This window comes from Chitinophaga arvensicola (genome assembly GCF_900110835.1).
Taxonomy (GTDB): domain Bacteria; phylum Bacteroidota; class Bacteroidia; order Chitinophagales; family Chitinophagaceae; genus Chitinophaga; species Chitinophaga arvensicola.
Window position 1 is genome coordinate 3,685,426 of record NZ_FOJG01000001.1, and the last position, 19,860, is coordinate 3,705,285.

A 19,860-nucleotide genomic window follows, 5' to 3' on the forward strand; every position below is an offset into this window, starting at 1 on the left:
ATAAATATTCCCGGGAACTGGTAATTTTTAGTGATGGGTAGCTGGGCGGGATTTGTTAACTTTAGTAACCCTGTTTAACCTGCCCATCTAAAGTTATGATTATGAGTGAAGAAAACCCTGCCGTAAAGAAAAGCAAATCCGTGGCCGTTATCGTTGCCCATCCAGACGATGAAACTTTATGGTCCGGAGGTACAATATTGTTTCATCCGCAATGGAAGTGGACGGTCGTCAGTTTGTGCCGCGCAAAAGATACCGACAGAGCCCCTAAATTTTTCAAGGCATTACAGTTGTACGGGGCACAGGGGATAATGGGAGACCTGGATGATGGTCCTGAACAAACACCGTTACCTGATGAAGAGGTAGAAAACCAGCTTCTGGCATTATTACCGGTGCAACATTACGATCTTATTATCACCCATCATCCCAATGGCGAGTATACCCGCCACCTGCGTCATGAAGAAGTGAGCCGCGCCGTGATCCGGCTGTGGCAGCAACATAAAATTGAAATGGATGAACTCTGGGTATTTGCTTATGAAGACGGACTCAAGTCCTATTTCCCTGAGCCGATACCGGAGGCCACTATCTATCATGTATTGGATAAAGACATCTGGCAACGGAAGTATGAAGTGATGACCAACACATATGGTTTTACGGTGGATAGCTGGGAAGCAACAACAACACCGCTGGCAGAATCATTCTGGTGTTTCAGTAACCCGGAAGAAGCCCTGCAGTGGCTCCATAGTTTACCGTCTGAATTATGAAAGTACTTTTGTTATTCGATTATCCGCCGGCCCCCGGCGGACTGGCAACACAAGGGAACTTATTGTACCAGGGGCTATTGGAAATCGGGGTTAATGCCGTTGCCGTGCATTACGACTCGCCCCTGGAAAAGGAGTGGTACTACCACTGGTTTAAACCGGATGTAGTAGTGGGAGTAGGCTACTGGGGCTATTGCCCGCAACTCATCCTGCACCCGCAGCAATTCGGCGTACAACCGGTACCGTGGTTGGTGGCAGATGGTTATATTGCTAATTACCAGGAGGTGCTGAATAAATTACCACTCATCCTCGTCACCTCGCAATGGGTAAAGGAAATGTACATGCGTGACGGCATCAATGGAGCGAACATTGCGGTGCTGCCCGTAGGATGCAATACAGACAGATTTGTACCACTTCCTAAAAGTGATCCGAAGGTAATGGGGGTAAGAGCATCTATGGGTGTTGCACCGGATGAACTGATGCTGCTTACCATTGGCGGTGATGCCTGCTCAAAAGGCGCCAGGGAAGTGATGCAGGCGCTTGCGGAGTTGAAAGGCCAGGTACCGGACAAATGGAAATATATCTGTAAAGTATGGCCGCAGCAACGTACCAGTATTCAGAACCAGTATGACCTGGAGCTGGCAGCCGAACTGGGTTTGAGTGACCACGTACAATATATTACCAGTATCATTTCCCGGGAAGAAATGCCTTATCTCATCAATGCCTGCGATATTTATGCAGGCCCTTCCCGTCTCGAAGGATTTGGCATGCCACAGGTGGAAGCCGGCGCCTGTGAGAAACCCGTGATCGGTATTCAGGCCATGGGTATGCGTGATACGCTGGTACATGAAGAAACTGCATTGCTGGCAGGTGTGGCGGAAAAAATTGTAGTGAATGAAGTAGTGCTCGGCAAGGAATCAGGTTTCGAAACCAATCATAAAGTAATATTCACAACGCCCCGTACGGTAGATTACCGGGCGGACGTAAATGATATCCGGCAGTATCTGCAGCGTCTGATGACAGATGCCGCCTGCAGGGAAAGGTTGGGAAAAGCAGCAAGGCAGAGAGTTGTAGCAAAGTTTGATTACAGAATGGTAGCGAGGCAGTTTGTGCAGTTGATGTATGAAAAACTTAATATCCGTTGAACATGGACACTTCTTCCTGGTTAACTATCAACGCAGCCCGGGATGCCGCCCTGAAGGTATTGCTGCATAATGTGAATGGTCCCTTTCATGGACTTCCCCGCACCGCCGGCTGGGGATACCCGGAACCATACACGCGCGATCTGCTCATTTCTTTCTTCGGCATCGGTGTAAGCGGCAACGATATCCTCATTAACAGCATCCGGAAAGTACTCGAAACACTCGCGAAAAATCAAACCCCGCACGGGCATATTCCTTCGCTTGTGCATGATAAACAGGATCTCGGTGCGAGCGACAGTACACCTTTATTTCTGCTCGTAGCGGGGATGTACCGGCAACTCACCGGAGAGCATACCTTCCTGGAAGAAGCCGTGAACAATTCATTGCAGTGGATGGAATACCAAAGTCCTTCCGATCGTTACCTGGTAGCGCAACAGCCTACCAGCGACTGGCGCGATGAGCAATGGGTGCTGGGTTACGGCCTGTTTGTAAATACACTGGTATACAGCTACCTGCGTATGCTCGGTCGTCACGAACGGGCAGATAAAGTAAAGCAGGCCATGGGAAGATTTACTATTACAGGTGGGGTACAGCACCGGCATGTGCACGAAGGCCTTGTGGTGAAACATAAGCCTTATTACGCGATGTGGTCTTACAAAGTACTGAGCAGCGAACGGTTTGATCTGCTGGGCAACAGCCTGGCAATTCTATCCGGACTTGCAGCACCCACCAGGGCTGCGGAGATGATAGCCTGGGTGGAAGAAGAATGTGCGGCGTTGCAGAAAAGCGGCGACCTGGCCGTTTCTCTTCCTCCTAACTTCTTCCCCTATACGAAACCGGGCGACAACGACTGGCATGAAAGATATACCTTTTTTAATCTGCCCGGTGAATACCACAACGGTGGTATCTGGCCTTTCATCTGTGGCTTTTATGTGGCAGCGCTGGTAGCGGCGAAAAAGTACCGGCTGGCGGAAGAAAAACTACTGGAACTGACCAGGGTGATCACCATTACCAATTCCGGTACGGTCGACTACGGCTTCAACGAATGGCTGAAAGCGCAGGATGGCGCCGCAAAAGGGCAGGAGTGGCAAACCTGGAGTGCCGCCATGTACCTGTATGCTGTTAAATGTGTAGAAGAAAGACGTACCCCGTTTTTTGAAGAAATGCGTGCCCGCCTGCCGGTTGCTTGATAATTTTATGGGAGATAGCAGGGCAGGTTTGCACGAATGGTACTACCTTTACCCCGTAAATATCCCAACGTTTTAAAATTCATGAAGATGAGATCCTATACCTCTCTGCTGCTGATGGCAGTTTTGGCTACTACTTTCGTTGCCTGCGGCAAACTGGAAATGGCCACGCCGGATACCCCGCCCCCTGTAAATCCACCTACTACACCACCGGTTACCGGGGACAAAAAAATTGAAGGCACCTGGAATTTTGTGGGTGTGAAAGTAAACAGTACCAGCACTACGATAAATAACACGATGAAAGCCACTTTGCGCACAGATTACACCACCTTCAACAATAAAGGGGTTTGCAGCATTGACGGTAGCAACTTTAGTATTACGGGTTTGAGTTATTCCATTGATGCCATGTCCAGGGCAATTATGTATATGGACGGACAACTGGTAACAGATATGGATATTCCTTTCGTGATGACGATGGATCCCTATTCTGGAAAGGCGCCCTACAAACGGATCGGGACAGATTCTATTTACTTCAGCAAAGGGTTGCTGGAAATGCCTTCCAGCATGGGAGGAGTTGTAGAGGCACAGGCATCCGGAGGTAAAATATCCTGGCGCGGTGATACACTTGTTATCACCACTATGCTTAACCAGATGGTAGAGGGTTCGCTTGTGCAGGCAACAGCAGAAACGAAACTTGTAAAGAAGCCATAAGTAATATCACCGGTTACTTCAGGAGTAACCGGTGATGTCAATATTTATTTCCGCTGCTTGTCGGCTTTTTGCCAGATCGCTTTGATGGTAGCTTCATCATTCATACCATCCGGACAATGTTCCGATTTCGTATTCGCACGGTATTTTAATCTTGGCTTCTTCCAGCCTAAAGTCACTACACGGGTCACGGGCATTTGCAGGTGGCCGTTGCTGTCATGTGCGGTTACCCAATCCTGTGCATATTGTAACCACTCATGCCGGTACTGCTCCGGCTGCTGATAAAACCAGCTGATCTCATCAAAGCCCCATGGGTAAATGGTGGTGGTATCCGGTACACCGGGATGATTACTGATCCCGAAATTATCCAATTCCACGAGATAAGGCATCGACTTCGCTTTCCAGCCACTGGGTGAAATTCCGCCTTCACTTCTCCCGAAAAGGGCATCGGTAAAACCCATTTGCAGCACACCCTGCTGCGGATGTTCCGGCACCGATTTGATACGCAACGGGAATGAGTTAAAGTCCAGCAAACTTTTGCCATTCACCACCATCCCGCCGGAAGGCGTATGTGCATCCAGTAATACCCAATGATGGCGGGTATGGTCTTTAGCATAGTGCCGCAATTTTACAAGAAATGCCGTCCATTCGGTAAGTGCCGGATCCTCCATCCCTATCAGCGCAATCTGCCCCAGGTGTAAAGCTTCACAGCCCACTTCCATATAGGTGCCCGCCAGGAACATAAACCATAACTGTGTTTCGGTACGCGTAATATCCGGTACACTGTTGCCTTTGCTCCAGTGATCAACCAGTTTACCTTTCAGGTTCAGCATGTCGTCGTAGCGGAAATGACGTTCTTCAGCGGGTAAGCCCAATGCCTTGAATGTCCATGCCGGAATAGGAACGGTATTTACCTGCTGACTGATCTGTTCAAACAATGCCGCCTGGAAAATGACATCGGGGTCATTTTTATGCACTTCGGCAACGAGGCGTTTGGCATTATCGAGGTAGTCTTTGTTGGCCATTACAGATTCTCCGCCCCAACGGTAAATGGCTCTTCCGATGAATTTGGCGCCAATATTCCGGATCAGCCGGATATCGTCTTCCTTGTTGGGATACGGCGCATCGGAGGCGTAAGGGTCTACCGCCAGGAATTCGGTCATGGTAACGGCGTGATCCAGGTAGTTTTCCAGTAAGGGCCGGGAAATTCCTTTTTCGTTAAAGAAGGGGCGTTGTGCCCGGGCGGTCATTGCCCATAAACTAATGCCTGCAGCCAGCAGGGTTGCTGCCGGACGCTGAGTGAATACTGCCATGTCGTGGAATAAATTTGAAAACAAGATACTTTTTTTTACCTGCCGGCATAACATTTTTGGAGGAGTGGTTCAATTGTATATATATTGGGGACGTAAAACCACCACGCCAGCATTATGAGAGCATTGTCGGATAAATTCCCGCTTTTGTCAACATCGCGTCTTCACCTGATTGAAATTGAGCATGCCCATCAACCAGACCTGTTCTACCTGTTAACAGATAAGCGCGTGACCCGCTATTACCATGTGATGCCGTTGCAGGAAGTAGCGGATGTGCGGAAAGTAATTGATCTGCTGAAGCAACGGTTTCAAAGTAAACAGGGTATCCGCTGGGGTATTGCGCTGGATAACACAACAGAACTGATCGGCTTTATCGGTTTCAATAGCTTTGAGCCGGAAGATAGCGCGATGCTGGTGTTTGCGCTGGTACAGGAATACTGGGGGAAAGGGTATATGACCGAAGCGATTGAGGCGGTAGCCGCCTATGGTTTCTCCTCACTGGAACTGGCAAGTATCCGGGCAGATGTATTGCCCGGCAACGAGGCTTCGGAAAAAGTGCTGGTGAAAACAGGTTTCCACCATGAGGGACTTATACCACAGGGCATGAAATGGGAGGGAAAAGAATACGATGTAAACCGCTATGTACGCGCTTCACAGCAGCTGTAAGGGATCTTTATTGTCCACCTGCCGGGACATAACGATACAGTTCCGGGTATAGCGGAACAATAAAGATACTACAGGAAAATACGGAGAGCTGGGTTAGTCTTTCTTAGCAGCAGCTTTTTTGGGAGCAGTTTTCTTTGACGTTACTTTCTTGTCAGCAGCTTTTTTATCGGCGGCTTTGGGAGCTGTAGCTTTGGGAGAAGTGGCTTTTGGTGCGGCAGCTTTTTCGGCAGCAGCTTTCTTTTTAGGTTTGGCTGGTCCTTTGGGTCTGTCTGTTAACCCTGCTATCATCGCTTTAGCGGCTTTCTTTACATTGCGGTGAAACTTCTTTTCGCCGAGGAGTTCTTTTAAATCAGTCAATGCAGTCAATACTTCGGTCACTTTTAATCCGGCATTTTTTTTCAGATGTTTGCCGGTTGGCTTATTGGAATCAGTCATGGAGAATTAATTTATTTACAAAAACAATTATATTCAAAATTAACAATTATATAATATTGCCAATGTTAAGTTTTATAAAACCATGATTGCTAAAGAATATTCGGTTTGCCGCTGGTAAGTCAGGTATAAATTCATTATATTGAGATAGGCTTCTTCCATGTGTCGGAGTTTGTTATTGTTTTAACCATAGGGGTATGGGTTCAAGAGATGTCATTATTATAGGAGGAGGCTTGTCGGGCCTCACCAGCGCTATTCATTTATCGAAGGCTGGCTTGCATGTAACCGTAATTGAAAAAAGTAAGTACCCTTCGCACAAGGTATGCGGAGAGTATATATCCAACGAGGTACTACCTTATCTGCAATCACTGGGCGCCGATCCTGCGGTATTGCACCCTTCCCGGATCAACCGGTTAATTATTTCAGATCATTATGGCAAAACCCTGGAAACAATGCTTCCCCTGGGAGGTTTTGGGGTCAGCAGGTATACGTTCGACCAGTTTCTCATGCAGAAGGTGGTGGAAAACGGGGTGGAGTTAATTGAAGATACCGTTACCAATGTCGTCTTTGAAAACGACCGTTTCTTCATCGACACCAACAGCTACGGTGTGTTTTCTGCGCCGGTAGTATTGGGCGCCTATGGCAAAAGAGCCGCACTGGATGGAAAACTGGCCCGGGGATTCTTTAATGAGAAATCACCCTGGCTGGCCGTGAAATCACACTATCGCGGTAACTTCCCCGCAGATACAGTAGGGCTGCATAACTTCGATGGCGGCTATTGCGGCGTATCAAAGGTAGAAGATGATATTCTCAACATCTGCTATCTCGTAAGTTATGAAAGCTTCAAAAGCTTTAAACAGATAGAAGCCCACCGGGAGCAGGTGCTTTACCGTAATCAGCATCTGAAAGAGGTATTTGAAAACAGCACGCCGCTGTTTGATAAGCCTTTAACCATCAGCCAGGTGTCTTTTACCGAAAAAGAAAAAGTATTGCATCATATCCTGATGATCGGCGATACCGCCGGTCTTATTCACCCGCTCTGCGGCAATGGCATGGCCATGGCGATTCAGAGCGCGCAGATCGCGTCGGAAAAGGTGCTGGACTATTTTGCCGCGCCTACTAAAAACCGTTTGCTGATGGAGCAGGACTATACGAAATCCTGGAATAAAATGTTCAGCAGCCGTATGCGTACCGGCCGTGTGTTGTCGCGCCTGTTCCGCAATGAAAAGCTGTCTGCTACCATGATGAAAGGACTGATCCTGTTTCCCGGCCTCTTGCCGGGCATCATCAGGCGCACCCATGGGAAACCGTTAAAAGCAGTACCGGAATGCGTATAAATACCCGCTACCGGAGTATGGCCCCCGAAATTATGGACGATTTCAATATGGAAGGGGAACTGCTGACAGCCACGCTCGACAAAATAGCACAGATCAATTTTTTACTGGGAGGCAACCGGATCACCCGGAAAGGCGTATCTGACCTCATCAGGGATATCCCTGTTACACAGGAAATCAATATCGTGGATATTGGCTGCGGCAACGGAGATATGCTCCGGCATCTGTCGGATGCCTTTGCTGCACAACGCAACCTGAAACTGATCGGCATTGATGCCAACCTGGCTACGGTAACGCATGCACGGAATTTATCAAAAGATTATCCGCATATTCAGTATCATTGCCAGGACATTACCGAGCCCGCGTTCCGGGAGCAACGCTATGATATTATCTTATGCACGCTAACCCTGCATCATTTTAAAGAAGCAGAAATCCGGGAACTGATGTTACTGTTTTGTGAGCAGGCCCGCAAAGGAGTGGTGATCAACGATCTTCACCGGAGTATGCTGGCATACCGCCTGTTCCAGGCCATCTGCTTTGTATTCAACTTAAACAGGATGGTCCGGGAAGATGGGCTGGTATCCATTCTCCGGGGATTTAAAAGAAAAGAATTACAACATTTGTCGGCACAACTTCCTATTCATCAATATTCCCTCAAATGGAAATGGGCGTTCCGGTATCAATGGATAATCAATAAATTATGAGCGTTAAAATTCAGACCGTCACAAAAGCACTACCGCCTTATTCGAGAACAACCGACGAAATTATTCCCTTTTTATTACTATGGCTGCAAGGCCAGGAAGAGCGATTTATCCGGAAAGTGGTAAAGATATTTGAAGGCGCCGGCGTAGATAAACGTTATTCTATCATGGGACCGGAAGAAGTGTTTAACAACACCTCTTTTGAAGAGAAAAACAATCTCTATAAGAAAGAGATGATCACCCTGGGCCGTACCTGCCTAGAGAGCGCGCTCAACAAAGCCGGCCTGAAAGGAACGGATATCGATTATATCATTACCGTGAGTTGTACGGGCATCATGATTCCTTCCCTTGACGCTTACCTGATCAATGAACTGCAATTACGCCAGGATATTATTCGTTTACCCGTTACCGAAATGGGATGTGCTGCCGGTGTTTCCGGTATCATCTACGCCAAGAAAATGCTGGAAGCCAATCCGGGTAAAAGGGCCGCTGTAATAGCCGTGGAATCGCCCACCGCTACTTTTCAGCTGGATGATTTTTCTATGCCCAATATTGTGAGCGCCGCCATATTCGGTGATGGTGCCGCCTGTGCTATTTTATCTTCCCATGAACAGGACAGCGGTCCTGAAATCATTGCAGAAGAAATGTATCACTTCTATGATGCGGAATACCTGATGGGATTCCATCTTTCCAATACCGGTCTGAAAATGGTGCTGGACATAGATGTGCCGGAGAAAATAGAATCGCATTTCGGTGATATCGTGCATCCTTTTCTCGCAAAAAATAACCTGACTATCGAAGACATTGACCACCTGATCTTTCACCCCGGTGGAAAGAAGATCATTAATTTGGTGGAAGAGCTCTTCCGCAGCATGGGGAAAAAATTAGACGATACAAAAGAAGTATTGCGCGCTTACGGCAACATGTCCAGCGCTACGGTGTTATATGTACTGGAACGGTTTATGGAACAGTCGCTCCCCAAAGGAGATAAAGGATTGATGCTGAGTTTTGGTCCCGGCTTTTCTGCGCAAAGAATATTATTACAATGGTAAAAGAGTTTGCTCCTTACTGGGCATTGATTTTGGGTGGTAGTTCCGGACTGGGACTGGCGGCTGCACATAAACTGGCGGCGCATGGCATGAACATCTGTATTGTACATCGCAATACCCGCGTAGAGCTGGCTGGTATACAACAGCAGTTCGACGAAATAAAAGCGAAAGGTGTGCAGTTGCTGACCTTTAACACCGACATTCAACAACCGGAAAAACGCACCGAAGTGTTGGCTGCACTGAAAACCGCATTGGGTCCGGAAGGCCGTATCCGTTGCCTCCTGCACAGCATCGCCCGGGGCAATCTGAAAGCCCTGTCCGATTTGCAGACAGATGATTTTACCAATACGATCGGCAATATGGCCGTGAGTTTATACGACTGGACAGCAGCAGCGCTGCAAAGGCAACTGTTTGCCGCAGATGCACGTATCCTTTCTTTTACCAGTGATGGTAGTTATAAGGCCATGCAGCATTACGCAGCGGTATCAGCCGCGAAGGCTGCGCTGGAATCCATTACCCGGAGTATAGCGCTGGAATTTGCGCCGCAGGGCATCCGGGCCAATTGTATCCGGGCGGGTGTAACAGATACGGCGTCGCTGCGTAAAATTCCGGGCAGTGAAGCTTTGCTGGCCTATAGCAGGGAACGGAATCCTTTTAAACGCATCACTACACCGGAAGATGTGGCCAATGTAGTGTATCTGCTGTGCAAAGATGAAGCCGCCTGGATCAATGGCGCCATTATACCGGTGGATGGAGGAACGCATATTCATTAGCCCATGACAAAAAACGAAATTCTGCAGTTGTTGCCATATGCGCCTCCTTTTCTGTTTGTAGATACAATCGAAGAGATCGATGCGGAACAGGTAACCGGCACTTATACTTTCCGGCCAGATATGCCCTGTTACCAGGGTCATTTTAAAGGGCATCCCGTTACGCCGGGTGTGCTGCTTACTGAAGTAATGGCACAGGTAGGACTGGCTTGTCTGGGTATTTATTTATCGGGAGATGAGATAAAGGAACAGTTACCCGCTGTGGCCATGACGGCTTCCCAGGTTGATTTTTATTTGCCTGTTCTCCCCGGTGAAACGGTAAAGGCGCAGGCTACCAAAATATATTTCCGTTTTAATAAATTAAAATGCCGCGTGGCATTGTACAATACAGCCGGCGAAATAGTTTGTGAAGGTATTATTGAAGGCATGATCATCAAGCAAAAAAATGGGTAACAGGGTCGTCATAACAGGATTGGGCGTAGTAGCGCCAAATGGAACAGGCATCGCCGCTTTCCGCGAAGCGATCCAAAAAGGTATATCCGGTATCCGTTATGAGGAACAGCTGGCAGCCTTAAAATTCTCCTGCCAGATTGCAGGCCGCCCCATTGTTCCGGAAGTATTGCAACAACAATATTTCGATGAACTTGAATTGAAACAACTGAGCAGTTCCGGCATTATCTACGGCGTTATTGCCGGTATGCAGGCCTGGGCAGATGCGGGATTGCCGTTAACGGATACGCCCGACTGGGACAGCGGTACCGTGTTTGGTGCTGGTTCCTCCGGCGTAGATAAATTCCGGGAAGCGGTGTATAAGGTAGATGAATTACAGGTGCGCCGGTTGGGCAGCACCGCCGTTACGCAGACTATGGCCAGTGGCATCAGTGCTTTTCTCGGGGGGAAACTTGCACTGGGCAACCAGGTGACCACCAACTCTTCGGCCTGTACCACCGGTGCAGAAAGTGTGCTGATGGCTTATGAACGGATCAGAAGCGGCCAGGCCAAACGGATGCTGGCCGGTAGTACCGCCGACAGCGGCCCCTACATCTGGGGTGGCTTCGATGCCATGAAAGTAAGTACCTTCAAATATAACGAACGGCCGGAAGCGGCATCACGCCCCATGAGCGCCACCGCCAGCGGCATCGTTCCCGGCAGCGGCGCCGGCGCCCTGGTTCTCGAATCACTGGATAGTGCCCTGGAAAGAGGTGCTGCGATTTACGCCGAAGTACTGGGCGGCCATATCAATTCCGGCGGTCAGCGCAACGGCGGCAGCATGACGGCTCCCAACCCGGATGCCGTACAACGTTGCATCAGCGCCGCTATCCGCAACGCGGGCATTGCGGCTGCGGATATTGATCTGATCAATGGTCACCTCACCGCTACCGGCAAGGACGCAGAAGAAATCGAAAACTGGTGTATCGCCCTGCAACGTAAAGGAAATGACTTCCCGTATATCAATGCCCTCAAATCGATGGTGGGACATTGCCTGAGCGCCTCCGGCAGCATTGAACTGGTAGCAGTGGCGCTGCAATTGAAAGAAGGATTTATCTCACCCAATATCAACTGCGAAGACCTGCACCCGGATATTGCCGCGTTGGTAGCCAGAGAAAGAATTCCACAGCAACTATTGTATAAAGACATAAATTTAGTGGCAAAAGCAAGCTTTGGATTTGGAGATGTAAACGCCTGTATTATACTGCAAAAATACCTGCAACCTTAAACGAAATAACATGGACAAAGAAACATTCATTGAGCAATTAAGAGAAATAGTAAGGCCCTATGCAAAAAACCAGGAAGCACTGGCCGGCATCAATGCCAATACGGATTTTATCACGGATCTGAAAATCAACTCTGCTAACCTGGTAGATGTAGTACTCGACGTGGAAGAAAAATACGATATCGTGATCCAGAACGAAGAAATGGAACGCATGCTCAATGTACAGGCGGCCATGGATATCGTGGAGGCAAAGCTGAAAGAGAAATGATCGGTAACGATATCATAGATCTTCCTGCTGCTGCAAAGGAAAGCCGTATCGATAGAAAAGGCTTCCTGGAAAAGCTGTTCCTGCCGGAAGAAATACAATCGATCCAATGTGCCGCCGACCCAATGGCGGCCACCTGGCTTTTGTGGAGTTGCAAAGAAGCAGCCTATAAAATTGATCATCGCTATACAAAAGAAAGAAAGTATAACCCGCAATACTTTGCCTGCACACTGTTACAGCAGGAGGGGAGCATTGCGTCCGGAACGGTGACGTACGGCCGGCAGCGTTGTTACTTCCGCAGCCGCATTACGGAAAACTATATTCATACCTATGCGGCCATCACCCCCGCTTTACTGGATGAAATATCAGTAGCCATTTCATCCTCTCCTGATCTGCTGATACAACAATTACTCCCGCCCGACGAGTTTTTTTATAAAGATGAAGCTGGAATACCGTATATTCATCACCGTGACAATGATCAGCACACGCCCGTTTCCCTGAGTCATCATGGCCGGTATCTCGGACTGGTAAAAATGACTTGAAAGGCTGTAATAAGAATTTCTCACAGCTAATTTATATCTCCCGAAAACCGCTTTTTCCTCTTCTTCAAGATAATTTGTAGGTATGTATATACATAATGCTAAAATCCTACCATAATGTAGCAATATTGTATCATAACGGCGTTACTTTATGGCCGATATTTACCGTGAATAACAACCAGATAGCTATAGTAATCATTCACGGAAAAACACCGCGATCAACTTTGTAATTGCACAGTGCAACAATTAATTTAAGAAATTATGTTCCAACGTTGTGTCAGACTAACCCTCTGCTCTCTTGCATTTTTATCAGCGTGCAACAGTGGAGGTGCACCCGATAAACAGCAGGAAAAACTACCTGAAATAGTAGATTACAATTTCGATATCCGGCCTATCTTATCAGATAAGTGCTATGCCTGTCACGGTCCCGACGCCAATAAGCGGGAAGCCGGTCTGCGCCTCGATATCGCCGATAGTGCCTACAAAGCCCTGCGGGAAACACCCGGCGTCCACGCATTGGTACCCGGCAATCCTATGGCCTCCGCAGTATACCAGCGTATCAGCACTACGGATACCGCCCAGCGCATGCCGCCGCCCTCATCGAATATGAGTCTCAGCGCATACGAAGTAAAACTCATTGAAAAATGGATTAAGCAGGGCGCTCAATATAAACCGCACTGGGCATTTGCAGTACCTGTAACACCTGCATTGCCAAAAGTAAATAACAGCAAATGGGCGCGCAATGAAATAGACCAATTCGTATTGGCCCGCATGGAGGAGCATGGTCTGGAACCCAATCCCGCTGCAGACCAGGAACGATTGCTGAAACGTCTTTGCCTCGATCTCACCGGCTTGCCACCCTCTCCCGAAAGAATGGACCGCTTCGCAAAAGATACCAGCGAGCAGGGATATGAACGGATGGTAGATGAACTGTTGCAAGACAGCGCCTATGGTGAGAAAATGGCCGTTCACTGGATGGATGTAGCCCGCTATGCAGATTCACACGGTTACCAGGACGATAACTACCGGACCATGTGGCCCTGGCGCGACTGGGTGATCCATGCATTCAATGAAAATCTGTCTTACAAAGACTTTATCACCTGGCAACTTGCAGGAGACATGATGCCCGGTTCTACCCGCGAACAACTCCTGGCCTCGGGCTTCAACCGTAATCATAAAATTACAGAGGAAGGTGGTGTGATAGATGAAGAATACCGCATTGAATATGTAACAGACCGCACCAATACTTTTGGAAAAAGTTTGCTGGGTATCACCATCGAATGCGCCCACTGCCACGATCATAAATATGATCCGTTTTCACAGAAAGAATATTATGAGCTCTTCGCCTTCTTTAACAATGTAAAGGAAGTAGGCCTGCAATCTGTAGTGGGTGGTCCTGAAACATACGCCAAAACACCTTACATGGAGATCACAAAAGAAGATCTCAAAGGGGTACTCAGCTTTATCAATAAACAGGACACCAATAAACTCATCGTTTCCGTAATGGGCGAAAAAGATACTACCCGGAAAACGTATATCCTTGGCCGTGGTAACTACGACAACCCTACGCTGGAAGTACAGCCGGAAACACCACATGCAGTGCTGCCTTTCGATGTGAAACAATACCCGGCCAATCGCCTCGGCCTCGCTGGCTGGCTGTTTGATAAAAAAAATCCACTCACCGCCAGGGTGTTTGTAAACCAGCAGTGGCAGGAGATCTTTGGCAGGGGTATCGTGAAAAGTGTGGGTGATTTCGGAATGCAGGGAGATCTGCCTACCAACCCGGAACTGCTCGACTGGCTCGCGGTCGACTTCATGCAACACGGCTGGAATATCAAACGTCTTATGAAGCAACTGGTAATGACATCCACCTATCGTCAGTCCGCCACTATTTCAAAGGAGAAGCTGAAAGCCGATCCTGAAAATATATACCTTTCCCGTGGTCCGCGTTTCCGCCTGCCTGCAGAAGGCGTGCGCGACCTGGTGCTAAAAAGCAGCGGACTCCTGGTACCTGTTATTGGTGGTCCCAGCGTTAAACCTTATCAACCTAAAGGGCTATGGGAAATGGCTACTTCCGGCAGGGGACTGCTCGCCACCTACCGCCAGGATCATGGGGAAAGCCTGTACCGCAGAGGGTTGTATACCTTTATTAAACGCACGGTGCCGCCACCTTCTATGATGATCTTCGACGCCAGTAACCGTGATCAGTGTGAAGTAAAACGTGCCAATACCAATACGCCGTTGCAGGCACTCATTATGCTCAATGACCCTACCGTACTGGAAGCCTCCAGGGTACTGGCTTCGCGGCTGATGCAGCAAAACAATAACGTGGAAAAGAATATCCGCCAGGCATTCCGCCAGATTGTTTGCCGCACCCCGCAGGCGTCGGAAGTCGCCATGCTGCAGAAATATTATGAACAGCAACAACAGCACTATAAACAACAACCTGCCAGCGCCGTCAAACTGCTGGAACATGGCGAATATCCTATGGCGCAGCAGCTGGACAACGCCTCCTGGGCAGCCATGATGCAGGTAATCACCACTATTTATAACCTGGAAGAAACGCTTTCCAAAACGTAATAAACAGGACAATGAAAAACGAATTCATAGAACATCATCTGAATATGAACCGCCGGAAATTCCTGTCGCGGCTCAGTCTCGGCGTAGGCAGTCTGGCTCTTGGCTCGCTGCTTATCCCTGACATTTTTGGTAAAGGCGGTGCAGAGGAAGCGCCCTTTATTCCCGGTATCCCGCACTTTGCGCCGAAAGCCAAAAGAGTGATCTACCTGTTTCAGAATGGTGCGCCTTCCCAACTGGAAAGTTTCGACTATAAACCTAAACTACGGGAAATGATGGGGCAGGAACTGCCGCCTTCTATCCGCATGGGGCAACGTCTTACCGGCATGACTTCCGGGCAGACCTCCTTTCCGCTGGTGGGCTCCCACTTCGATTTTCAACAGTATGGCGAAGCCAGGGCCTGGATCAGTGACCTGTTTCCACATACTGCCAAAATAGTGGACGATATCTGTATTGTACGATCCATGTTTACAGAAGCGATCAACCATGATCCGGCACTTACCTTTTTCCAGACGGGCGCCCAGCAGGGCAACCGTGCCAGCTTCGGCTCCTGGATGAGTTACGGCCTGGGCAGCGAAAATAAAAACCTGCCCGCCTTCTGCGTACTGCTTTCGAGAGGTAAAGGCAACGGCCAGGGCGTATATTCCAAACTATGGTCCAATGGCTTTTTAGATAGCATCCACCAGGGGGTGCAGTTCAGCAGCGGGGAAAGTCCTGTGTTGTATCTCAATAACCCGGAAGGTATTGATATGGCCAACCGCCGCCAGATGCTGGATCAGCTGGCAGCTTTGAATGATCAGTCGTACAAGGAATTTGGTGATCCCGAAATCAACACCAAAATACAACAGTACGAAATGGCCTACCGTATGCAAACGGCGGTACCTGAACTGACGGATCTCTCCAAAGAATCAGATGATATCATTAAACTCTATGGACCCGATTGCCTGGTGCCCGGCACGTTTGCGGCCAACTGTCTTTTGTCCAGGAAGCTGTCTGAGAGCGGCGTACGCTTCATCCAGCTGTATCACCAGGGCTGGGATCAGCATGGCAACCTGCCCAATGAAATGGCCGGACAGGCAAAGGATGTAGACCGTGCGTCGGCGGCACTCATCACCGATCTCAAACAACGCGGCTTACTCGATGAAACCCTGGTGATCTGGGGCGGTGAATTTGGCAGAACGAATTTCTGCCAGGGTAAGATGACGGCTGATAACTATGGCCGGGATCACCATCCCCGCTGCTTCTCCATCTGGATGGCCGGTGGCGGAGTAAAGCCAGGTATCGTTTACGGGGAAACAGATGAATTCGGATATAATATTGTAAAAGATCCGGTACACGTGCATGATTTTCATGCCACCATCTTACACCTCATGGGACTGGATCACGAGAAACTCACTTTTAAACACCAGGGTCGCCGTTATAGGCTTACAGACGTTGCCGGAAAAGTAATACCGGGATTGATGGCCTGATAAAACATACTATTATGGAAAGAAGAAAATTCATACAAGCGTCGGCGTTAGTAACCGCCTCCTTTTATATTTCCCGCGACCTTTTTGCAAAACCCAAAGGTCCGGTGTATGGTCAGAATAATATGCGTTATGCCCTGGATACAAAGTGGGGAACGCTGGACAGTAGCCGCTATCCGGTAAAAGACTGTCATGAAATGGTACAGGATAAAAAAGGACGGATCATCCTGCTCACCAATGAAACAAAAAATAATATTCTCGTTTACAATACCTCCGGTAAACTGCTGGAAAACTGGGGCCACGAATTTCCCGGTGCGCATGGCCTCACGCTGACGAATGAAAACGGTACCGAATACCTGTTTATCACGGATACAGAAAAACACCAGGTGTACAAAACCACGATGGATGGAAAGATCCTGATGACGATCGATTATCCGAAAGAAACCGGTGTATACAAAGAACAGAAAGAATTTGTGCCTACGGAAACCACGGTAGCAGATAACGGCGATTTCTACATTGCAGATGGCTATGGGGCACAATACGTGATGCGCTATGACCGTAGTGGAAAATTACTCGGATATTTTGGGGGCAGAGGGGTAGGAGATGAGCACCTGGACAATGCCCACGGCATCTGCGTAGACCATCGCAAAGGCACGCCTACGCTTATTGTTACCGATAGAACGCGGAATTGCTTCAAACGCTTTAGTATGGATGGTCAGCTGCTGGAAGTGATTTCACTACCCGGCGCCTGCGTGTGCCGTGCGGTGATAAAAGGTGACCACCTGTATGCAGCGGTGTTACGCTCTCCCAACATGGACCTGAGTGGCAGCGGTTTTGTGACTATCCTGGATAAGGATAATAAAGTAGTATCCAATATTGGCGGTACTGCACCGGTGTACACCAATGGCCAGTTGCAACCGATGCAGCAGGCCGAAAAAATATTTGTACATCCGCACGATGTGTGCGTGGACAGGGATGAAAACATATACGTGGCGCAGTGGGCAGCGGGGAAAGTGTACCCTTATAAACTCAGGAGGGTATAATGACCGTGAAACAGCAAGCCGGGTGGCAAAGTACAAGCAGCAGCGTGTTATTTGCCGGCAATATTTTTATTCTCTTTTTACTGATCTTTAGCAGCCGGATAGTATTACCGCCCTGGCTGCAGGTATTGGGACGCATGCATCCTTTGCTGCTGCACTTTCCCATTGTATTGATTCTCATAGCGGGCATATTGACGTTTATACGTTTACGTGAGCCTGCCGCTGAAATATGGAAGCAGCAACTGGCCAGTGTGTTATTACTGGCCGGTGCGCTGAGTGCAGTCGTTACCGTTATCATGGGTTTATTCCTGTCTGGCGAAGAAGGCTATACCGGCAGCGGCACGCTGCAATGGCACAAATGGAGCGGGGTGATCATGTGCTGGCTTGCTTCCGGTTTATACTGGCTGAGCAACTCTGCCATGCAACGGCCACTGTTGCAAAAAAGTGGTCTGCTTGTTACCATGGTACTGCTCATTATTACCGGGCACTTAGGTGCAGATATCACGCATGGTGAAAACTTTGTGCTGGCCCCGGTAACACCCGCTTCTAAAAAAGCAGGGGTTCCTTTTGACCAGGCGCTGGTATACGATCATCTTGTAAAACCTATACTGGAAGAGAAGTGTATGAACTGCCACAACGCCGGCAAAGCAAAAGGGGAACTCGCCATGGACCTGCCGCAGCAATTGCTGAAAGGAGGGAAGAGTGGTAAGCTGTTTGTGGCGGGTCAGCCGGATGTGAGCCTGTTAATAGAAAGATTACACCTTCCGCTGGATGCAAAAAAACATATGCCACCAGCTGGCAAGCCACAGCTCACACCGGAGGAGACCAACCTCTTGTACTACTGGATCAAAGGCGGCGCCGACTTCAAAACGAAAGTAGCTGCGCTGCCGGCAAGGGATAGTCTGCGGTTACTTGCTACTGCCTTATTGCAACCGGCACCGGCTGCAGCGCCTGTGTACAACTTCGCTGCCGCTGATGAAAAGCTGGTGCAAAAACTCAACAACAACTATCGCGTGATTTACCCGGTGGCCCTCAATGCGGCGCCGTTAGTGGTGAATTGTTATAACAAGGACCAGTTCAACGCTAAAACCATAGAAGAACTGCTTCCACTGAAAAAGCAGATCATCGAAATGCACCTGCAGAAAATGCCGGTACAGGATGCTGATCTGAACACCATTGCACAATTCACAGAACTCCGGGTGCTGAATCTCAGCTTTACTAACTTAAAAGGACAAACGCTTTCTGCCCTGGCAAAACTGCTGCACCTGGAAAGTCTTTCTTTATCCGGTACATCCGTAACGGCGAAAGATTTACAAGTGCTGAAAACAGCGCCTTCCCTGAAGGAATTATATCTCTGGAATACCGCACTTTCCGCAACGGAACTGGATCAGTTACCTGCTTCTTTTAAACAGGTGGCTATCATCAAGGGATATACGGATGACGGTAAGCAGTTGTTGAAACTTAATCAGCCGCTCCTGTTAAATGCCGCGATGGTGTTTAGTAAAGACATGCAACTGCAATTGAAGCATCCGATAAAGGGCGTGGAAATCCGTTATACTACAGATGGATCGGCTCCGGATAGTTTGCAGTCGCCCGTGTTCAAAGACAGCCTGGCATTAAATGAAAGCACTACTATCCGCGCTATTGCCTCTAAAAAGGGTTGGTATGCCAGCGATCCGGTACAATTCAATTTTTATAAATCGGTGTACCGGCCCGACAGTGTAGTACTGATCACACAACCCGACGGTACCTATGCCGGTAACGGCGCCAAAACCTTATGCGATGGCCAGAAAGGAGGCCTTGACCAAGGGAATGGCAAATGGCTGGGGTATGTAAAAGAACCGATGACAGCCCTGTTGCTGTTTAAGCAACCGGTTCCGCTGCAATCAGTATCGGTAGGCATCTTAAGAAATATCAACGGATATATTTTCCCGCCTGCGCAACTGGAGATCTGGGGTGGTGTAGATGCACAGCATCTGAAACTGCTGAAGCGTGTGGTGCCTGCCCCGGGAAAAAAAGAAGATCCGGCTGCGTCCATGGAGGTAGCAGGTACTTTCCCGGTTACTCCGGTATCCTGCATAAAGCTGGTACTATCGCCGGTAGAGAAGCTACCGTTGTGGCATCCGGGTAAAGGAGGCAGGGGATGGGTATTCGCTGATGAGGTGTTATTGAATTAGCTGTTAAAATTCGCCTTACCTTTAA

The 19,860-nt window shown here is 48.7% G+C and carries 19 protein-coding genes; 17 read left to right on the forward strand and 2 right to left on the reverse strand.

Annotated elements, in window-relative coordinates; translation table 11 throughout:
* The first annotated feature begins 101 nt into the window (after nt 1-101).
* From BMW79_RS15240 to BMW79_RS15255, 4 genes are all read left to right on the forward strand, one after another.
* Nucleotides 102-761 carry a PIG-L deacetylase family protein gene (locus BMW79_RS15240; protein ID WP_089896139.1) on the forward strand — a complete coding sequence of 220 codons (660 nt, stop codon included), beginning with the start codon at nt 102-104 and terminating at the stop codon, nt 759-761.
* The gene (locus BMW79_RS15245) at nt 758-1,903 is read left to right on the forward strand and encodes a glycosyltransferase family 4 protein (protein WP_089896141.1); all 1,146 of its coding nucleotides are present in this window, start codon (nt 758-760) and stop codon (nt 1,901-1,903) included. Before BMW79_RS15240 ends, BMW79_RS15245 begins: the two co-directional genes overlap by 4 nt.
* A 2-nt stretch (nt 1,904-1,905) precedes the next feature.
* Nucleotides 1,906-3,090: a glycoside hydrolase 100 family protein gene (locus tag BMW79_RS15250; protein ID WP_089896143.1), complete on the forward strand. Its 1,185-nt coding sequence runs from the start codon at nt 1,906-1,908 to the stop codon at nt 3,088-3,090.
* Nucleotides 3,091-3,177: 87 nt separating this feature from the next.
* Nucleotides 3,178-3,798 (forward strand): hypothetical protein, encoded by a 621-nt coding sequence (locus tag BMW79_RS15255; RefSeq protein ID WP_089896146.1) that lies wholly within the window; start codon nt 3,178-3,180, stop codon nt 3,796-3,798.
* A 44-nt stretch (nt 3,799-3,842) separates the two neighbouring features.
* Here BMW79_RS15255 and BMW79_RS15260 read toward each other — a convergent pair whose 3' ends face one another.
* On the reverse strand, nt 3,843-5,108 hold the full coding sequence (locus BMW79_RS15260; protein ID WP_245752503.1) for a hypothetical protein: 1,266 nt from the start codon (nt 5,106-5,108) through the stop codon (nt 3,843-3,845).
* 114 nt (nt 5,109-5,222) lie between these two features.
* On the opposite strand from BMW79_RS15260, the gene BMW79_RS15265 reads away from it, so the two are divergent.
* A complete protein-coding gene (locus BMW79_RS15265) occupies nt 5,223-5,771 on the forward strand; it encodes a GNAT family N-acetyltransferase (RefSeq protein ID WP_089896148.1) in 549 nt (182 codons plus the stop codon).
* 93 nt (nt 5,772-5,864) lie between these two features.
* Here the strand turns inward: BMW79_RS15265 and BMW79_RS34245 are convergent, their stop codons facing one another.
* Nucleotides 5,865-6,206, reverse strand: coding sequence for a hypothetical protein (locus BMW79_RS34245; protein WP_089896150.1), 342 nt, complete (start codon nt 6,204-6,206; stop codon nt 5,865-5,867).
* Between the two features lie 194 nt (nt 6,207-6,400).
* On the opposite strand from BMW79_RS34245, the gene BMW79_RS15275 reads away from it, so the two are divergent.
* From BMW79_RS15275 to BMW79_RS15330, 12 genes are all read left to right on the forward strand, one after another.
* Nucleotides 6,401-7,540 carry an NAD(P)/FAD-dependent oxidoreductase gene (locus BMW79_RS15275; protein ID WP_089896153.1) on the forward strand — a complete coding sequence of 380 codons (1,140 nt, stop codon included), beginning with the start codon at nt 6,401-6,403 and terminating at the stop codon, nt 7,538-7,540.
* The gene (locus BMW79_RS15280) at nt 7,531-8,241 is read left to right on the forward strand and encodes a methyltransferase domain-containing protein (protein WP_089896155.1); all 711 of its coding nucleotides are present in this window, start codon (nt 7,531-7,533) and stop codon (nt 8,239-8,241) included. The genes BMW79_RS15275 and BMW79_RS15280 overlap by 10 nt, the downstream gene beginning before the upstream one ends.
* Complete coding sequence (locus BMW79_RS15285) at nt 8,238-9,290, forward strand: type III polyketide synthase (RefSeq protein WP_089896157.1); 1,053 nt, start codon at nt 8,238-8,240, stop codon at nt 9,288-9,290. The genes BMW79_RS15280 and BMW79_RS15285 overlap by 4 nt, the downstream gene beginning before the upstream one ends.
* Nucleotides 9,284-10,060: an SDR family oxidoreductase gene (locus BMW79_RS15290; protein ID WP_089896159.1), complete on the forward strand. Its 777-nt coding sequence runs from the start codon at nt 9,284-9,286 to the stop codon at nt 10,058-10,060. The genes BMW79_RS15285 and BMW79_RS15290 overlap by 7 nt, the downstream gene beginning before the upstream one ends.
* Nucleotides 10,061-10,063: 3 nt before the next feature.
* Nucleotides 10,064-10,510, forward strand: a complete 447-nt coding sequence (locus BMW79_RS15295; RefSeq protein WP_089896161.1) for a 3-hydroxyacyl-ACP dehydratase FabZ family protein — start codon at nt 10,064-10,066, stop codon at nt 10,508-10,510.
* Nucleotides 10,503-11,774 (forward strand): beta-ketoacyl-[acyl-carrier-protein] synthase family protein, encoded by a 1,272-nt coding sequence (locus BMW79_RS15300; protein WP_089896163.1) that lies wholly within the window; start codon nt 10,503-10,505, stop codon nt 11,772-11,774. Before BMW79_RS15295 ends, BMW79_RS15300 begins: the two co-directional genes overlap by 8 nt.
* 10 nt (nt 11,775-11,784) lie before the next feature.
* Nucleotides 11,785-12,039 (forward strand): acyl carrier protein, encoded by a 255-nt coding sequence (locus BMW79_RS15305; RefSeq protein ID WP_089896164.1) that lies wholly within the window; start codon nt 11,785-11,787, stop codon nt 12,037-12,039.
* A complete protein-coding gene (locus BMW79_RS15310; RefSeq protein WP_089896166.1) occupies nt 12,036-12,578 on the forward strand; it encodes a 4'-phosphopantetheinyl transferase family protein in 543 nt (180 codons plus the stop codon). The genes BMW79_RS15305 and BMW79_RS15310 overlap by 4 nt, the downstream gene beginning before the upstream one ends.
* A gap of 258 nt (nt 12,579-12,836) precedes the next feature.
* Nucleotides 12,837-15,155: a PSD1 and planctomycete cytochrome C domain-containing protein gene (locus tag BMW79_RS15315; protein ID WP_089896167.1), complete on the forward strand. Its 2,319-nt coding sequence runs from the start codon at nt 12,837-12,839 to the stop codon at nt 15,153-15,155.
* Nucleotides 15,156-15,166: 11 nt separating this feature from the next.
* The gene (locus tag BMW79_RS15320; RefSeq protein WP_089896170.1) at nt 15,167-16,621 is read left to right on the forward strand and encodes a DUF1501 domain-containing protein; all 1,455 of its coding nucleotides are present in this window, start codon (nt 15,167-15,169) and stop codon (nt 16,619-16,621) included.
* A gap of 14 nt (nt 16,622-16,635) precedes the next feature.
* A complete protein-coding gene (locus BMW79_RS15325; protein WP_089896172.1) occupies nt 16,636-17,661 on the forward strand; it encodes an NHL repeat-containing protein in 1,026 nt (341 codons plus the stop codon).
* Nucleotides 17,661-19,835 (forward strand): FN3 associated domain-containing protein, encoded by a 2,175-nt coding sequence (locus tag BMW79_RS15330; RefSeq protein WP_089896174.1) that lies wholly within the window; start codon nt 17,661-17,663, stop codon nt 19,833-19,835. The genes BMW79_RS15325 and BMW79_RS15330 overlap by 1 nt, the downstream gene beginning before the upstream one ends.
* Nucleotides 19,836-19,860: the final 25 nt, after the last annotated feature.

Coding starts and splice junctions, on each gene's coding strand:
- BMW79_RS15285 (WP_089896157.1), top strand. CDS start 8,238: ATGAGCGTTAAAATTCAGACCGTCACAAAAGCACTACCGCCTTATTCG.
- BMW79_RS15245 (WP_089896141.1), top strand. CDS start 758: ATGAAAGTACTTTTGTTATTCGATTATCCGCCGGCCCCCGGCGGACTG.
- BMW79_RS34245 (WP_089896150.1), bottom strand. CDS start 6,206: ATGACTGATTCCAATAAGCCAACCGGCAAACATCTGAAAAAAAATGCC.
- BMW79_RS15280 (WP_089896155.1), top strand. CDS start 7,531: ATGCGTATAAATACCCGCTACCGGAGTATGGCCCCCGAAATTATGGAC.
- BMW79_RS15300 (WP_089896163.1), top strand. CDS start 10,503: ATGGGTAACAGGGTCGTCATAACAGGATTGGGCGTAGTAGCGCCAAAT.
- BMW79_RS15260 (WP_245752503.1), bottom strand. CDS start 5,108: ATGGCAGTATTCACTCAGCGTCCGGCAGCAACCCTGCTGGCTGCAGGC.
- BMW79_RS15295 (WP_089896161.1), top strand. CDS start 10,064: ATGACAAAAAACGAAATTCTGCAGTTGTTGCCATATGCGCCTCCTTTT.
- BMW79_RS15290 (WP_089896159.1), top strand. CDS start 9,284: ATGGTAAAAGAGTTTGCTCCTTACTGGGCATTGATTTTGGGTGGTAGT.
- BMW79_RS15305 (WP_089896164.1), top strand. CDS start 11,785: ATGGACAAAGAAACATTCATTGAGCAATTAAGAGAAATAGTAAGGCCC.
- BMW79_RS15240 (WP_089896139.1), top strand. CDS start 102: ATGAGTGAAGAAAACCCTGCCGTAAAGAAAAGCAAATCCGTGGCCGTT.
- BMW79_RS15250 (WP_089896143.1), top strand. CDS start 1,906: ATGGACACTTCTTCCTGGTTAACTATCAACGCAGCCCGGGATGCCGCC.
- BMW79_RS15265 (WP_089896148.1), top strand. CDS start 5,223: ATGAGAGCATTGTCGGATAAATTCCCGCTTTTGTCAACATCGCGTCTT.
- BMW79_RS15275 (WP_089896153.1), top strand. CDS start 6,401: ATGGGTTCAAGAGATGTCATTATTATAGGAGGAGGCTTGTCGGGCCTC.
- BMW79_RS15330 (WP_089896174.1), top strand. CDS start 17,661: ATGACCGTGAAACAGCAAGCCGGGTGGCAAAGTACAAGCAGCAGCGTG.
- BMW79_RS15315 (WP_089896167.1), top strand. CDS start 12,837: ATGTTCCAACGTTGTGTCAGACTAACCCTCTGCTCTCTTGCATTTTTA.
- BMW79_RS15325 (WP_089896172.1), top strand. CDS start 16,636: ATGGAAAGAAGAAAATTCATACAAGCGTCGGCGTTAGTAACCGCCTCC.
- BMW79_RS15255 (WP_089896146.1), top strand. CDS start 3,178: ATGAGATCCTATACCTCTCTGCTGCTGATGGCAGTTTTGGCTACTACT.
- BMW79_RS15310 (WP_089896166.1), top strand. CDS start 12,036: ATGATCGGTAACGATATCATAGATCTTCCTGCTGCTGCAAAGGAAAGC.
- BMW79_RS15320 (WP_089896170.1), top strand. CDS start 15,167: ATGAAAAACGAATTCATAGAACATCATCTGAATATGAACCGCCGGAAA.